The 16,149-nt window shown below is 62.7% G+C and carries 10 protein-coding genes; 8 read left to right on the top strand and 2 right to left on the bottom strand.

Annotated elements, in window-relative coordinates; translation table 11 throughout:
• Positions 1 to 203: 203 nt before the first annotated feature.
• From LG31_RS0108305 to LG31_RS0108325, 5 genes are all read left to right on the top strand, one after another.
• Positions 204 to 2,048, top strand: a complete 1,845-nt coding sequence (locus tag LG31_RS0108305; protein WP_033114006.1) for a M3 family metallopeptidase — start codon at positions 204 to 206, stop codon at positions 2,046 to 2,048.
• Positions 2,049 to 2,617: 569 nt separating this feature from the next.
• Positions 2,618 to 5,002, top strand: coding sequence for a poly-beta-1,6 N-acetyl-D-glucosamine export porin PgaA (pgaA, locus tag LG31_RS0108310; RefSeq protein ID WP_238567507.1), 2,385 nt, complete (start codon positions 2,618 to 2,620; stop codon positions 5,000 to 5,002).
• On the top strand, positions 5,002 to 6,960 hold the full coding sequence (pgaB, locus tag LG31_RS0108315; protein WP_033114007.1) for a poly-beta-1,6-N-acetyl-D-glucosamine N-deacetylase PgaB: 1,959 nt from the start codon (positions 5,002 to 5,004) through the stop codon (positions 6,958 to 6,960). Before pgaA ends, pgaB begins: the two co-directional genes overlap by 1 nt.
• A complete protein-coding gene (pgaC, locus tag LG31_RS0108320; protein WP_033114008.1) occupies positions 6,957 to 8,207 on the top strand; it encodes a poly-beta-1,6-N-acetyl-D-glucosamine synthase in 1,251 nt (416 codons plus the stop codon). The genes pgaB and pgaC overlap by 4 nt, the downstream gene beginning before the upstream one ends.
• Positions 8,194 to 8,508: a hypothetical protein gene (locus LG31_RS0108325; protein ID WP_033114009.1), complete on the top strand. Its 315-nt coding sequence runs from the start codon at positions 8,194 to 8,196 to the stop codon at positions 8,506 to 8,508. Before pgaC ends, LG31_RS0108325 begins: the two co-directional genes overlap by 14 nt.
• 151 nt (positions 8,509 to 8,659) lie before the next feature.
• Here the strand turns inward: LG31_RS0108325 and LG31_RS0108330 are convergent, their stop codons facing one another.
• Entirely contained in the window at positions 8,660 to 8,986 is a 327-nt protein-coding gene (locus LG31_RS0108330; protein WP_238567508.1) for a hypothetical protein, read from the bottom strand.
• A gap of 206 nt (positions 8,987 to 9,192) precedes the next feature.
• Here LG31_RS0108330 and LG31_RS0108335 point away from each other — a divergent pair, with 206 nt between their 5' ends.
• On the top strand, positions 9,193 to 10,497 hold the full coding sequence (locus tag LG31_RS0108335) for a ferredoxin reductase family protein (protein ID WP_033114011.1): 1,305 nt from the start codon (positions 9,193 to 9,195) through the stop codon (positions 10,495 to 10,497).
• Between the two features lie 15 nt (positions 10,498 to 10,512).
• On the opposite strand, the gene LG31_RS0108340 is transcribed toward LG31_RS0108335, so the two are convergent.
• On the bottom strand, positions 10,513 to 13,680 hold the full coding sequence (locus tag LG31_RS0108340; RefSeq protein ID WP_033114012.1) for a S41 family peptidase: 3,168 nt from the start codon (positions 13,678 to 13,680) through the stop codon (positions 10,513 to 10,515).
• A gap of 280 nt (positions 13,681 to 13,960) precedes the next feature.
• On the opposite strand from LG31_RS0108340, the gene LG31_RS0108345 reads away from it, so the two are divergent.
• Positions 13,961 to 14,437 carry a L,D-transpeptidase family protein gene (locus LG31_RS0108345; protein ID WP_033114013.1) on the top strand — a complete coding sequence of 159 codons (477 nt, stop codon included), beginning with the start codon at positions 13,961 to 13,963 and terminating at the stop codon, positions 14,435 to 14,437.
• A 164-nt stretch (positions 14,438 to 14,601) separates the two neighbouring features.
• Positions 14,602 to 16,128, top strand: coding sequence for a YjjI family glycine radical enzyme (locus LG31_RS0108350; protein WP_033114014.1), 1,527 nt, complete (start codon positions 14,602 to 14,604; stop codon positions 16,126 to 16,128).
• The last annotated feature ends 21 nt before the right edge of the window (positions 16,129 to 16,149 follow it).

A 16,149-nucleotide genomic window follows, 5' to 3' on the forward strand; every position in this document is an offset into this window, starting at 1 on the left:
AATTCATTTACTTTCAGTGGCTTGGCGAGCCTGTTTAAATGAGCGTTTTAACATCAGTATAGTCAGCAGAGGTTACAGCCCGCTTTCGGGTAACATGCTGAAAAGGGTTTCTTCGCTCAATTTGCCGAAAAATGTGAATAGCTTGGCATTTAACCAACCAGAATAGGGGCCATCCGGAGCGCTCCTGCGACAAGAGGGAATTTATGAGTTCGATTGCCAGAGAGTATTTTGACCAGCTCAATCGCGACTATCTGCATGCTCACAGATGCAAGGAGGATCTGTTCTGGGCCACCTACATGGGCACCAGCGACGATCAGGCCGGGTTTACCGCAGCCGAGCAAGCCTACAAGGCCTTTTGCGCTAATCCGGAGCGGTTGCCGGAACTGCGCAAGATGTACGCCCTTGCCGAAGATGAGGAGTTAAAACGGGGTCTGGCGGGCTGGATCGCCTTCTTCGAGTGCAACGTTATCGAGGATCCCGCTGCCGCCGCTCTGATGGACCAGCTGGTGGCCGCCGAGGCGGATCTGTTTGCCCGCCGCAAAGGGCTGAAACTGACCCTGCTGGATGAGCAGGGCCAGCAGGTGGCTGGCAGCCTGCCTGCCGCCAGCACCTCGCTGGCCGCCAGCCCGAACGAGGCGGTGCGCCAAAGCGCCATCGCCATGTTCCACACCCTGGAGCAGTGGGTGGTCTGCAACGGTTTTCTCGAGGTGGTGGCGCTGCGCAACCGCTTTGCCCGCGCCATGGGCTATCGCGACTACTTCGCCTACAAGGTGCGCAAGAACGAACAGATGAGCCCGGATCAGCTGTTCGCCATCCTCGACGACTTCATTGCCCGCACCGATGCCCGGTTACAGCAGAGTCTGGCCGAGCTGAAAGCGGCCAAGGGCGAGGCGGCTCTGCTGCCCCACAACCTGCGTTACAGCGTGAGCGGCGATGTGACCCGCCAGCTTGACCCTTACGTGCCCTTCTCGCGGGCGCTGCGAGATTGGGTCGAGAGCTTCCGTCGGCTCGGCATCCAGTATCGCGGTGCAACCCTGACGCTGGACTTGCTGACCCGGGAGGGGAAATACGAGAACGGCTTTTGCCACGGCCCGGTACCGAGCTTCTTCCAGCAAGGGGAGTGGGTGCCTGCGGTGGTCAACTTCACCAGCCTGGCCGATCCGGCACAAGTGGGCAGTGGGTGGAGTGGCCTCAATACTCTGTTCCACGAGGGGGGCCACGCTGCGCACTTTGCCAATGTCACCGGCAACGCGCCCTGTTTCTCCCAAGAGTTCCCGCCCACGTCGATGGCCTATGCCGAGACCCAGTCGATGTTCTGCGACAGCTTGCTGGACGATGCCGACTGGCTCAAACGCTACGCCAGAAATGCGGCAGGAGAGTCGATCCCCGATGCGCTTATCAAGAAGATGATCGAAGCGCGTCAGCCGTTTCGCGCTTTTAACGAACGCCAGATCGCGCTGGTGGCCTACTTCGAGCGGGATCTCTACGCAATGGATGAGGCTGAACGCACCCCCGAGGCGGTGCTGGCGCTGGCCCGCAAGTGGGAGCGCAAGATCCTCGGGGTAGAGAGCCCGCGCCCGTTGCTGGCCATTCCGCACCTCCTTAATCAGGAGTCGGCCTGCGCCTATCACGGCTACCTGTTGGCGCTGATGGCGGTGGAGCAGACCCGCGCTTACTTCCTCAAGCGCGATGGCTACCTCACCGACAACCCGCGTATCGGGCCGGATCTGGCCGCCCACTACTGGGGGCCGGGCAACGGCATGACTCACGATGAGACTTTGCGCAGCCTGACTGGCGAGGGGTTCAGCGCAGTGCCGCTGGCCGAGGCATGCAACCTGAGCGCGGCTGAATCATGGCTGCAAGCGCAAGCCTGCATGGCCGCCGCTCAGCAGCGCCCCGCGGCTGGCGAGGGACGCCCGCTCGATGCCCATATCCGGGTGGTACACGGCGCCGAGCTCATCGCCGACAACCGCGAGTCGGAAGCCCGCATGCTGGCCGATTTCGAGGCGTGGATCCTGAGCCACAGCGCACGAGCCTCTGTTGCGTAAGCTGGAATGCTCCCGGTTCTTGAGCCGGGGGCACTCTTGGCGTGGTTCTGATGTATGTTCGCGGCGATGGCTGGTGCAGCTGTAGAAATGTTGACGACACAGACTGTCGCATGATGGTTTTGGTATGCGGATTCCAGATTAAATATGTATTCATATGAATAAGCCTGTGCAGAGTAGGCCACAAGCTCATGGAACCTTATCGCCTCGCGTTTTTGTTTATTTTGTTAATAATGTTTTCTGTAGTTATCTTTGTGCATAAAGATTGTTCTATTCACCCGCTTGAGAACCATTCCCATCTGCCTGTGTTGACTAAATTGTCCACAGTTGCAGAATCGCCCTCCTTGCCACCCCCGATGTGAATCGGGTTCGGAAAGCCTCAGATCTCCGCCCGGAGATGGCTGGGCCGCACATAGGAAAGGTGCTGGCCCATTGCCCGCCTTTCACCCTCGAAATCAGCACACAAGTCAGGAAGCCCTCTTGCTCGTCAGGCAGGAGCGGACGGGTGTGTATATCCGCATGGCCGTGCAGGGACGATACGACCAGCGTTTGTTATGGGTGGTATGTTGCGAATGAATCGCATCTTTTTGATGTTGGCGCTGCTGCCCCTGCTGGTGTGCGCCAGTGAGGTGGACAGAGTGCGTGAAGCCTGGGTGATCAAGGCCCGGGGTGGAGAGCTGGATGCGGCAGCGCACGGGCTGGATGCTCTCTATCGACAAAGTGGTGATGGCAAGGTGCTCGATGATCTGATTGCCGTGCTGCTGTGGCGGGGTGATCGCAAGGGGGCGCTGGCCGCCTGTGAGCCGTGCGAGCTCAGCCCCATTAGCAACAGTACGCTGGAAGGGGTAGCCCGTGCCGCCCGCGACGAGAAGCGCTACTCCGAGGCGATCAGCTATTACCGCATCCTGCAGGGACGCGATCCCGCCAACCGCAATGGCTGGCTCGGGCTGTTTCTCACCGCCAGTGATCAGGGCAACCGCGAGCTGGCCCGCCACGCTGCGGGTGAATATGAGGCCAATTTTGGCCGCGATCAGGCGATCCTCGAAGCCCGCATCTATGCCGCCCGTCAGGGTGAGGATCCCATGGGCGAGCTGCTGGCCCGCCAGCAGTGGCTGGAGCTGGAACCGGATAATCACGAGCAGGTGCTGGCGCTCTATCGGGTAGCCGTTAGCCTGGGGGCGGGGCCTGCCGCTGCGGATCTGATGGGTCGTTACCCCAAGCTGTTCAAACCGGTCGACCGGCTCTGGCTCGACTACTACCAGGTGGTCAATTTGCTGCGGATCTCGGCCCAGACCGAAGATCCGGCGCTGGCCCGCAACTCCCTGACCCGCACGCTTGCGCTGCAAGAGCGGATTCTGGCCCGCGCCCCTCACGATCATGTGCTCTATATCAGTGCCCGTCGCGATGTAGTGGTGACGCTGGTGGCCCTTGGCGATTTTGCCCGGGCCGAACGGGAGTCCGCTACGCTGCAGGCCGAAGGGCCGCTACCCGACTATGTGCTGGAGGCGCGCGCCGATGCACTGGCCGGGCTGGGGCGGGTGGATGAGGCCTCCCTGATTTACCAGCAACTGGCGACCCCGGCACGGGCCAAAGACAAGCGCCTGCTGGAGAAGCGCTTCTACGCCTATTCGGATGGTGAGCGCTATGGTGCGGCACAGGGTCTGCTGGCCGGTTGGCAGGAGCCACCGACTCGCTGGGATTTCACCGGCAACATGCGGATGGCCAACGACGACTACGAGAAGGTATTGCAGCTGAAAACTTTGCTGCAGGCCTGGCGTGGTGAGGCGGGTGCGGCAGAGCAACAGCTGGAAGGGTGGCTGAAGAGCGCGCCTGCCAATCCCTGGCTCTGGCTGCAACTGGGGGATATCCGCCGCTGGCGGGGTCATCCCGACGGGGCCGAGCAGGCTTATCAGCAGGCGGTGCGCTGGCTGCCTGCCGGACGCACCGTGCTGGCTGAGCCGGGTCGCCTCAACGCCCGGCTCGACAAGGGCGACTGGCAGGGCACGCCGCAGGCCGTGCGCACCCTTGGCAACCTGACCCGGGATCGTCAGGAGTTGCAGCAGCGGCTGACTCTGGAACAGGCGCCGCAATTTGTCACCGACCTGACCCATGGCCGCAACGAAGGGGGCTCGGTACAGGCCAGCCGTGACTGGAGCTACGACAGCCGCCTCTACAGTGCTCGCAGCGATGGTGGTGATCGGCTGTTTGTTCGCCGTCAGGGCAGCTTTGGCGAGTTCGACCAGCAGCCCGAGCGCGCCGCCTATACCGGGCTGGGGGCCGAGATCTTTTTCTACCCGCTGCAACTGACGCTGGAGGGGGGCGCGGGCAGCGAGCTCAACCACAAAGGCTATCTGTGGAGTCGCCTCGACTGGCGGCTCGATGATCACTGGACGCTGGGGACTGCCATCAATCTCAACAGTGCCGACACCCCGCTGCGGGCGCTGGCACGCGGCAACTACGCCGATCAATACCAGCTCGATCTGGGCTGGCGTCAGGATGAGACCCGCGAGGGGGCACTGCGGCTGGAGCGGATGGATATCAGCGATGGAAACCGGCGGCTGACCGCCTCCGGCTGGCTGCGTCAGGATCTTTGGCGCCGGGATCGCTGGTGGTTCGATACCACCTTGCGCGGCGCCACCTCCCGCAACGAGGCGGTGGAAGTCGACTACTTCAACCCCCAGCAGGATCGCAATCTGGAGCTGGAGCTGGCGGGGCGCTATCGACTGCCGCTGGATGGGCGTCGCTCTTTGCTGCAGAGCCTGACCATGAGTGGCAACCACTACTGGCAGCAGGGTTATGGCAGCGATCAGGGGTGGCAGCTCAGCTATCGCCACGACTGGATCCTCTCTCCCGCCCTCAGCCTGGGCTATGGCCTGGGCCGCCGTCAGGCCATCTATGACGGCAACCCCGAGTTCGGAAATTTCATCTTCGCCAATCTGCAATGGAGTTTCATGTGATGAAACGCTGGCTTGCCCCTTTCGTTTTACTGCTTGCGCTGCTGCCTTCGCTGACGCAGGCGGCCCGGCAACCCGATGACTATGTGGTGCTCTGCTACCACGATATCGTCGATCTGAAATTGACCCCCAACCTCAAGCTCTATCCCCAGACCATCCGGCGCGACACCCTGATCCGCCATTTCAACTGGATCAAGCAGCAGGGCTATCACCCGGTCAGCTTCCAGCAGATCCTGGATGCCAAAGCGGGCAAGGCACCGCTGCCGGAGAAGGCGATCCTGCTCAGCTTCGATGATGGTTACGAGAGCTTCTACCGGCTGGTCTATCCGCTGCTCAAGCTCTACAACTATCCGGCGGTTTTTGCGCTGGTGGGCAGCTGGCTGGATGTAGCCGATGACAAGATGGTCCCGTACGGCAATGACAAGCTGCCACGCAGCTACTTCGTCGGCTGGCCGCAGATCCGCGAGATGCAGGACTCCGGACTGGTGGAGCTGGCCTCCCACACCTTCACCTCCCACTACGGGCTGCTCGCCAACCCGCAGGGCAACGTGCAGCCGGCGGTCACCACCGCAGGCTGGAGCCAGAATGGCTACGAGAGCATGGCCGACTACCGGGCCCGGATAAAAGCCGACTTTGACGCATCGGCCAGCCAGCTCCGGGAGCAGACCGGTCGGGCACCACGGATCCTGGTCTGGCCCTACGGCGCCTTCAACCAGACCGCGCTGGAGCTGGCCAGTGCGGCGGGGATGCCCTACACCTTCACCCTGGCGGAAGGGCTCAACAAGCTGAGTGACTCGGGCAGCACGGTGCGCCGCTATCTGCTGGAGGAGGACACCAGCCTCGAAACTCTGGACGAGATCATGGGGGGCAACACCTGGGAGCGACAGGTGGAGCGCTTGGTGCACGTGGATCTGGACTATGTCTACGACAAGGATCCGCAGCAGATGAACAAGAACATCGACATGCTGCTGGATCGGATCAAGGGCTACGGCATCACTACCGTCTATCTGCAGGCCTATGCCGATGACAACGGCGACGGGGTGGCGGAGGCGCTCTATTTCCCCAACCGTCATATGCCGGTCAAGGCGGATCTCTTCAACCGGGTGGCCTGGCAGCTAAAGACCCGGGCCGGGGTCAAGGTGTTCGCCTGGATGCCGGTGATGGCCTACGACATGGGGCCGAACCACGCCTATGTCACCGACAGTCGTACCGGCGCTCCGGCCAAGGGGCAGTATCTGCGCCTCTCGCCCTGGGATCCTGCCAGCCGCCAGATCCTGTTGGATATCTACGAAGATCTTGGCTTCTACACCAAGTTTGACGGCCTGCTGTTCCATGACGACGCCTTCCTCAGCGACTACGAGGGGCCGATGCCGCTGGCTCGCACCCCGGATGCGCTGCAGGCGCAAGGGGAGCAGAAGACCGATCTGCTGATCGATTTCACCATGGCGCTGCGCGATGCCGCCGCCCGCTATCGGCAGGGGGGCGCCGACGGTCTCAAGACTGCCCGCAACATCTATGCGGCGCTGGTGACCGAGCCGCAATCCCAGCAGTGGTTTGCCCAGAGCATGGCGGCGTTTGCCAAGGCCTATGACTACACCGCCGTGATGGCCATGCCGTACATGGAGCAGGCGGAACACCCCGATGAGTGGCTGGCCAAGCTGGCGGAGGATTCGCTGGCGCAGGTGCCGGCCAATCGACTGGTGTTCGAGCTGCAGAGCCGCAACTGGCGTACCGACCAGCCCATCCCCGATGCCGAGCTGGCGCGCTGGATGGAGATCATCCAGCGCAAGGGGGTGACCAACTTTGGCTACTACCCGGATGATTTTCACAACAACCATCCGGATCCGGCCGTGCTCAAGCCGGTCTTCTCGGTGCAGACCCAGCCTCAGCCAGCCCAGCTACCGGCGACGCAGGTCGCTGTCAGTGGCGCTGCAGCCACCCAAGGGGAGGCGATGCGGTGAAGGCGCTTCTGGAAGGGATAGCCATCTTTACCCTGGCCTATCCCAGTTTGATGGCCATGGTGTGGGTCTGTGGCGGTCTCTATTACTACTTTCAGTGGGAGCGAAGGGATATCGCGCTGGCCAAGCGGGGGCTGGAGCTCCCCTATTACCCCAAGGTGACGTTAATGGTGCCTTGCTACAACGAGGGGGCCAATGTCGAGGAGACCATCGGCCACCTGCTGCGCCAGCGCTATCCCGATTTCGAGGTGCTGGCCATCAACGACGGCAGCAAGGATGACACCGGCGCACGGCTGGATCGGCTGGCGCTGCAGGATCCGCGTTTGACCGTGCTCCACCAGCACAATCAGGGCAAGGCGATGGCGCTCAACAACGGGCTGGCGGTGGCCAGCGGGGAGATCCTGGTCGGCATCGACGGCGATGCGGTGCTGGACTATGACGCGGTGCGCTGGATGGTGAAGCACTTCATCGAGAGCCCGAGGGTCGGGGCGGTCACCGGCAATCCGCGGGTGCGCACCCGCTCCACCATCATCGGCAAGATCCAGACCGGCGAGTTCAGCTCCATCATCGGCCTCATCAAGCGGGCCCAGCGGATCTACGGCACTGTCTTCACCGTCTCCGGGGTGGTGGTGGCCTTTCGCAAGCAGGCGGTCGAGGCGGTCGGTGGCTGGAGCAATGACATGGTGACCGAGGACATCGACATCAGCTGGAAGCTGCAGCTGGCCGGCTGGCTCATCCACTATCAGCCGCAGGCGCTCTGCTGGGTGCTGATGCCCGAGACGGTACGCGGTCTCTACAAGCAACGGCTGCGCTGGGCGCAGGGGGGGGCCGAGGTGTTTCTGCGCTACGGGTTGCAGGCGATGCGCTGGCGCAACCGCCGCTTCTGGCTGCTGTTGCTGGAGTATCTCTCCAGTGTTGCCTGGTGCTACAGCATGTTGCTGCTGGCGCTGATCTGGCTGATTGAGCCTGACGTGAGCGGACTGGCGGTGGGTCACCTGTTCCAGTGGACCGGGGTGATGATGACCGCGATTTGTCTGATGCAGTTCGGGGTCAGCATCCTTATCGACAACCATTACGACAAGCGCATGGCCCGCAGCTTTATCTGGTGTGTCTGGTATCCGCTTATCTACTGGCTGCTCAATCTGGTGACCGTGGTGGTGGCGGTGCCCAAGGCGATCCTGCGTCGCCGTGGCCAGCTGGCTGTTTGGGAGAGTCCTGACAGGGGAGAGTCGTTCCGTGACAAAACATAAGCTGGCGAACGAGATGATCATCAGCAACGGCGCCCGGCGCAGCTGGAAGTACCGGCTGCGGGATCTGCTGATCCTGCTGGTGACCTGGGGGGGCTGGCTGTTTCTGGCGCTGCAACCCTGGTTCAACTATCTGGAGACGGAGGAGGATGAGAGCTTTATCGGTTCGCTGGATGCCATCGAGGTGGGGCAACTGTTTCTGGTCCTGCTGTTCGGCATCTTCCTGCTGATCCACTCCTGGGCGAAATACAACAAGCTGCTGCACCGGCTGGTGGGCAAGCGAGCGGCCTCGAAAGCGCCGTGAGCATGAGGGGCCAGTCGGCCCCTCACTTTTTATCACCGGTCACGGGCTGCGAAGCGGGCGGGGTATCCGGAGCGTTTTTTCCGGGTTGGTTTGCCATCGTGATGTCGCCACCCCCCCAAAAAAAACAAGTCGTTTTACTCCTCATTCTTCATTAATCAATGACTTTATTTCCACAATTTTCACAGATGGCGTGGCGTTCAAAGCGATCCATGTTGGCCAGAAAGGGGCCGGCGGCCCAGCCGGTAATGAAGTCCTTGATAAACGCTTTGCGCTTTTGCTCCGGTGTCAGCTGCTGGCCAAAGGATTTGTCGACCAGCACCACGACATGGTTGGTCTCGCGCTGACAGCTTGAGCAGAAGCGTTGTTCGGTGGATGAAAGCAAGGGGGGCTCCTGGTCCGGGGGAGTGGGCAGCAGGTTTCCCGCCGCAGATATGTGTCGTCCCCATTTGATTCCTTTTGCAGGCAGATCGTCAATCACGGCAGAGGTGGATTTTGCGCCATCCCTGATGAGAAGGGATACCCGCAAGGGTGACCAGAGAGGCCGGCGGGCCCCTCTATTGTTTCCGTTTGTCACACATTGCCACACAAGCTTCCCCCTCTGGCAAAGTCTTGTGACCGGACGGGAGTGTAATGGCGCCATGAGCAGGGGCGAGGCCCTGCCGCGATGGAACCAGGGAGCATGTTATGACGAGTAAACGGGTGTGGTGGCTGTTGCCGCTGCTGGCGGTCGGAGTCTGGTGGCTGGGTTATGCGGGGGATGCCAACGGGGTGTGGCCCTGGCGCCATGAGATGTTGCTGCTGACGGGCCTGTTGGGGATGGCCTATATGGCCATTTCGCTGTTGCTGGCGTTGCGTCTGCCACAGCTGGAGGTGTGGTGTGGCGGTCTGGATCGGATGTTGCGATTGCACCGCCAGACGGCCATCGGCGGCGCATTGGCACTGACCGCTCACTGGCTGCTGGTGGAGGCGCCCAAGTGGGCGGTCTCGGCGGGTTGGCTGACCCGTCCCGCCCGGCGTGGGGCCAACGCTGCCGCAGCTGGGACGGGCGCTGGTGCCGGGAATGGCATCTCGCTCCATGCCCTTGGCAATACCCTGGGGGAGTGGAGTTTCTATCTGCTGATTGCGCTGGTGGTGGTGAGTTTGCTGGCGCTGGTGAGTTATGGCCGCTTTCGACTGATCCACCGGCTGGCGCCACTCATCTATCTGGCGGGCTGGGGGCATGGGCTCTGCCTGTTGCCTCAGGTGGGGGCCATGACGCCTGTTGGGGTGTCGATCTGGTTGATCGGCGGGATCGGTGCTATCGGAGCCCTCTACTCCTTGCTGGGGCAAGTGGGGGCGCGGCAACGCCATCCCGGCCGGGTCATTGCAGTGCGCACGCTGGCGGATCAGACTTGCGAGCTGACCATGCAGCTGGAGTGGCCGCTCGCCCATTACCGCCCGGGTCAGTTTGCCTTCTTCGAATTTGACGCCAAGGAGGGGCCGCACCCCTTTACCCTGGTGCGGGTGTCAGTGGATCGGCGCCAGCTGGTGATCGCGGTGCGGGCGCTCGGGGATCATACCCGCCAGTTGGTGGCAGAGGCGCGCGTCGGGGATGAGGTGGTGGTGACCGGCCCCTATGGCGCCTTTGTCGCCCCGCAAGGGGGAGGGCGAGCTCTCTGGCTGGGGGCCGGGATCGGTATCACGCCGTTTGTGGCCTGGCTGGAGGGGCTGGCGGCCCGTGGAGAGCGGGGCGAGGGGATCACACTGATCCAGTGCGCGCCTGATCTGGCGGGCGCCGTCTACCACCAGCGGTTGGCCGAGCTCTGTCATCGCACTGGCGTGCGCTATCAGCTGCATCTGGACAAGGCGGCCGGGCGGCTGGATCTGGCCCGCATCGCGCAGGATGCACCTGCGCAGGTGTGGTTTTGCGGGCCGGAGGGGATGGCAGATGCCCTGACCCGGCTGTTGCCGGACGGGCATCTGCATCGAGAGCTGTTTCGCTTTCGGTGAGCTCGATGGGCGCCGTTATTTGGCGCTGGCGGGCAGCTGCTTGAGGGCGGCCTGTACCGCGGCTTCCAGTTGCGGATCCCGCCCGGCCAGCATGTCAGCCGGAGTGAGGGGCACCTGCAGATCCGGGATCAGCTCCTGATTTTCGTAGAAGGTGCCGTCCGGTTTGCGCAACCCCAGAGTCGGAATGCCGTAGGAGAGGCCGGGCACGAGGCGGGAAGTATGGCCATAGACCATGGTGCCGGTGCCGGGAACCGGCTCGCCGACGATGGGGCCAATCTTGAGTGCGCGGTAGTACTCGGGGAAGGCGGAGCCCTCCGAGTAGCTGCCGGCGTTGACCAGCACCACCGAGGGTTTGGTCCATTGACGGGTCGCGGCATCGCTGGCCCCTTGTCCCGCCTTGGGATCCGAGATGGCCATGCCGTGGGCGCTGCTGCTGCCGGTGAGGAAGCCGACCAGGGTATTGGCCAGATAGCCCCCCTTGTTGAAGCGCACGTCGACGATGAGCGCCTCGCTGCTGCGCAAGCGGCCGAGCGCCTCCGACACCAGCTCCTCATAGACGGCGCTGTTCATCTCCGGCAGATAGACGTAGCCGACCCGGCCCTTGCTCAGCTTGGCCACCAGATCCCGCCGTTTGGCGATCCAGCTGTCGAGCTGCAGCCGGTACTCCTGCTGCTGATCGATGGCGGTCACCTCCACCTCGTCCGGCTCCTTGTTCCCCACCTGCTGGAAGGTGAGGGCAAGCCGTGCCCCGGCCTTGTGGTTGAGGGCGCGATCGAGCTCTGTCCGGGTGGCGACCGGATTGCCGTTGATGGCAAGCAGACGGGCACCGGCGGCGATGTCGCTCTCCTGATCCAGCGGCCCGCCGGGCAGCAGATGGGTCAGCACTACCCCCTCTTTGCCATCCTGCCAGTAGCCCCCGAGACTGGCGGTCTCATCCGCCATGTCGGGATAGCGAGTGGGGCCATAGCCCCAGGTGTGGGAAACGTTCAGCTCGCCCGCCAGCTCCGCCAGCAGGTCACCGAAGTCGCGGCCGTTGTTGATGCCGGCAAGCAGCCGGCGATAGGTGGCGACATAACCGTTCCAATCCACTCCGTTCATGTCGTCGCGATAGAACTCGTCCCGGGTGAGGCGGGCGATCTGGTCAAAGGCGGCCACCATCCGGGCGTGCTGGCCCCTGCTCTGCACCAGCTCGAAAGCGGAGCTGAGCGCCTCGCCGGAGTCGAGATTAATGCGGGTGATCTCTCCGTCCCGCACCAGAGTGGCCAGGGTCGCCTCCCGATTGAGGGTGGCCATGGCCGGCCCCGGCTGATCGCCAAACAGCTGGCGGGTCTCCCCCTTGCGCAGGTCGAGCGAGTAACCCTTGATCTCGCTCTCGTTGTTGGGGCCCCCCTCTTCCACCAGATAGACGAGCTGGTCGTGAACGACCCGGCTGGCGAGCAGCGTGCCGCTGGGGAAGAGTTGCAGCGCCTCCCGATGGGAGAGGCGATCGGTCTCGAAGCCATACCCCTCCTTGGGCGGCGCCACTTCGGCCAGAAAGTCCGCCTTGGCCGCCCGGCTGCTGTAGATGCCGAGCAGGTTGCTGCCAAGGGGTTCACCATCGGCATCCAGCACTCCGTAACGGGTCGATTGCCAGTAGAGGATGCCGCCATCCTGACTCCAGGCCGGTGCCCCGTCCTGATAGCCGTTGAGGCTGACGTTAACCGGTTTGGCTTTGGCATCGGCCGTATCGAGCACAGCGATCTCCTGCTGGGCCGAGTCGGGGCGGAAGGTGAGCGCCAGATGGCGGGAGTCGGGAGCAAAGGCGAGCATCACCTCGTGGCGCGAGGGGTTGAAGCTGGCGGGCACCAGCTCGCGCTCTTTGTTGCTCGCCAGATCGAGCAGATGGATGGCCTGACCGTCGACCACGAAGGCGAGCTGCTTGCCATCGGGAGAGAGCACCGGACGGCTGATCCCCTTGCCGGGAATGGCCAGCAGCAGGCTCTCCTGCAAGGGGCCCGGATCGCTGAAGAGACGATCCGGATCCGCTTTGCGCAGGCGATAGAGGGCGGCCGGCCCATCCTGTTCGGAGAGGTAGATAAGCGAGCGCTCCTTCTCGGCAAAGAGAGGGCTCGATTGCTCACTGGGGGAGTCGGTGAGCTGGCGTACCCGCTCCCGCTCGGGATCGACGGCGAACAGGCTCCCCTCGCTCACCAGGATCAGCTCCTTGCCCTCCTCGCTGACCAGGATCTCGTCAGCCTGATTGTTGGAGTGGTTCTGCTCGTCCGGCTCGCTCACCACCTGCGGCGTGATGGCGAGCTTGCGCGGCTCGGTGCTGCCGGCATCGAGGCGGTAGAGCTCCCCGAGCCACGACCAGACCAGATCGCCGCTGCGCGAGGCGCTCAGCCCCCGCACCGGATTGCCCTTGTAGTGGGTCAGCTGCTGCTCCTTGCCGCTGGCCAGATCGCGGCGCCAGACGTTGAAGTCACCGCTGCGCTCGCTCAGGTAAAAGAGGGTATCCCCCTTGTCGCTCCAGACCGGATCGGTGGCGGCGATGCGATCCTCGGTCAGCTGGCGGTGCTGCTTGCCATCAAACAACCAGAGGCGGGGGACGGCAAACGAGTGCTGGTGCTTGCGAAAGGGTTGATCCATCGACGGCATCTGATAGGCGAGCTGCTGCCCGTGCGGGCGGGCGAGGATCGCTGGCAGTGGCAGATCGGCCTGCAGCTTGCCCCCCGTTACCGGTGCCCAGTAGAGGGCGCTGACCTGCACCCCTTCGGCCACGAAGTGATCGGCATTGGGGTCGGCCAGCCGCTGGCTGCTCAGCAGCAGCTGCTTGCCATCGGGGCTGAACGCCTGCGGCAGGTCGTTGCGCGAGTCGCGGGTGAGCCGCACCATCTTGCCGCCGCTGGCGGGCACCACGAACACATCTTCGTTGCCATAGAGGTTGGCGGCAAAAGCGATCTGCTTGCCATCCGGCGACCAGATGGGGCGCTGGCTCAGGTAGCTGCTGCCGGTAAGGGCACTGGCCGGCCCCCCTTGTGCGCTGGTGATGAAGATCCGTCCCTGCCAGGTGAAGGCAAGCTGCTTGCCATCGGGGGAGAGGGCGGGGTCGCGCAGCCAGAGTGCATCCGCTGCGTGAGATGCGGGCAGCCAGAGCAGCAGGGGTGACAACAGCAGGTGGACGAAGCGGCATGAAGAGCGCATGGCATGATCCTGTCGATGGATTGAAAAGTAATCATCGCCGATCATCAGGTCATACGCCAGAACTGATGTTTGACGCTATCTTATTGTTTTGAATATTAATTATTGAAGTTTGAATGACGTGCGCGGGGATCAGGCGAAACCGGTGCCAAGATATGTTTTATCGCGCATATTGAGTATTGATGGCGATCCAATATCATGGCGCTCGCTCGCCAGCAGGCGAAGATTATTCAGATGATTTGGCAACACCAAAGCCCGTATCAGAGGCTTGTCGAGGGATGGAATGAGAGCCGTATTACTGTGTTTACTGGGGCTGTGGCCCGCATTGAGTTTTGCCACCCTGTCTGCCGACATGGTGGTGGTCAAGAAGTCCACCTATAGCCTGACCCTGATGAAGGATGGCAAAGAGGTCAAACGCTACTGGATCGCGCTGGGCCCGGCGCCCAAGGGTCACAAGCAGCGGGAAGGGGATCAGCGCACCCCGGAAGGTCGCTACATCCTCGACTACAAGAAGACCAACTCCGGCTATTACAAGGCTATCCACATCAACTACCCCAATCTGGACGACATCAAGGCGGCCAACGAGAAGGGGGTAAACCCGGGTGGCATGATCATGATCCACGGTCAGATCAACAGCATTGGCAACCGCAGGGTACAGCCCTCCAACTGGACCAACGGCTGTATCGCCATGCTCAACCACGATCTGGATGAGGTGTGGGAGGCCGTCAAGCCCGGCACACCCATCATTATCGAGCCCTGATTGATGAACGGGGCCCGCTCCATCGAGCGGGCCCCGTTGGTTTGTAGCGGATGTGATCCCGCCTTTCGGATGTCTTTTATGGACATCCACCATGTTATGAATGTCAATTCCAAAAAAGCCTGCAAAAGGTGAGGATATGGGCTCAGCCAGTGAAGGAGCTTGCCATGTCTTTGACCGAAACCTGCCAGCGCATCGTGCGCGATCCCCATCTCTCTCCCGCCCAGAAAAGCCACGCGCTGGCGCTGGCCGCCGAGAATGCGCTGCCATACCCCGACCTGCCTGCCGCAGTGGCCGAGGCGATGGCGCAGGGATTTGTCTGTGACATGTTCGAGGGCCACGCCCCCTACAAGCCGCGCTATGTGCTGCCGGACTACGAGAAGTTCCTGACCCAGGGCTCAGCCTGGCTGGAGCTGGCAGCGCCGCGGGATTTCGATGAAGCGCTCGATGCCCTGCGCATCCTCTATCACCACGCTCCTTCCGTCACCGGCATGCCGGTCTGGCTGGGACGGCTCGATCAGCTGCTGCTCCCCTTTGTCGGCGAGCTGGATGACGAGACTCTCTACCGCAAGCTGAAAGGGTTCTGGATCTATCTGGATCGGGTGCTGCCGGACGCCTTCATGCACGTCAACATTGGCCCCGATGACAACCGGATCTGCCGCCTGATCCTGCGCATCGACAACGAGCTCAAGCAGGTGGCCCCCAACCTCACCTTCTTCCACGATCCGGAGCAGACTCCCGACGATCTGCTGCTGCTGGCGGTGAAGAATATCGCCGAGTGCAGCAAGCCGCACATCGCCAACTACCCGATCCATCGCGATACCTTCGACCAGCGTGGGTTTGGCATCGTCAGCTGCTACAACTCCCTGCCGCAGGCCGGTGGTGCCAACACCCTGGTGCGCATCTCCCTCAAGCGGGTCGCCGAGCAGGCACAGGGGATCGATGACTTCCTCGGTTGCCTGCTGCCCCACTACTGCCGTCTCACGTCCCAGCTGATCGCGGTGCGCGCCGCCTTCCTGCACGAGGAGTCCGGTTTCTTCGACAGCTTCCTGGTCAAGGAGGGGCTGCTGGATGAAGAGCGCTTCGTCCCCATGTTTGGCATCTACGGCATGGCGGAAGCGGTCAACATCCTGATGGATAAAGAGAATCTGCCGGGCCGCTACGGTCACGACGAAGAGGCAAATCAGCTTGGCTATCGCATCTCGGCCCAGCTTTCGGAATATGTCACTACGACGCCGCAGGCCCATGCTTGGGGTGGGCACGCTCTGCTGCACTCACAGGGCGGCCTCAGCATCGATGTGGCGGTGACCCCGGGGGTACGGATTCCCTACGGGCAGGAGCCGGATCCTGCCAGCCATGTGCTGGCGCTGGCGCCGCACCACGGCTACTACCACTCGGGGATCAGCGAGATCCTGACGCTGGATCCCACCATCCGCCAGAATCCGCAGGCGCTGCTGCAGCTCTGCAAGGGGGCGCTCGCCATCGGTATGCGCGAGTTCACCGCCAACGTGGCCGACAGCGATCTGGTGCGGGTGACCGGCTACATGATCCGCAAGAGCGACGTGGCCCGATTTGCAGAGGAGGGCTCGCGGCTGCAGACCACCTGTCTTGGTGCCGAGGCGAGTGAAGTGACCGCCATTCGCCAGCGGGCACCGCGAGTGGTCGCCAATGAGTCGACCATCTGCCAGTACTGAGCCAAGTCTGATGGATGAGGC

Source organism: Aeromonas lacus, from assembly GCF_000764665.1.
In the GTDB taxonomy this organism is placed as follows: domain Bacteria; phylum Pseudomonadota; class Gammaproteobacteria; order Enterobacterales; family Aeromonadaceae; genus Aeromonas; species Aeromonas lacus.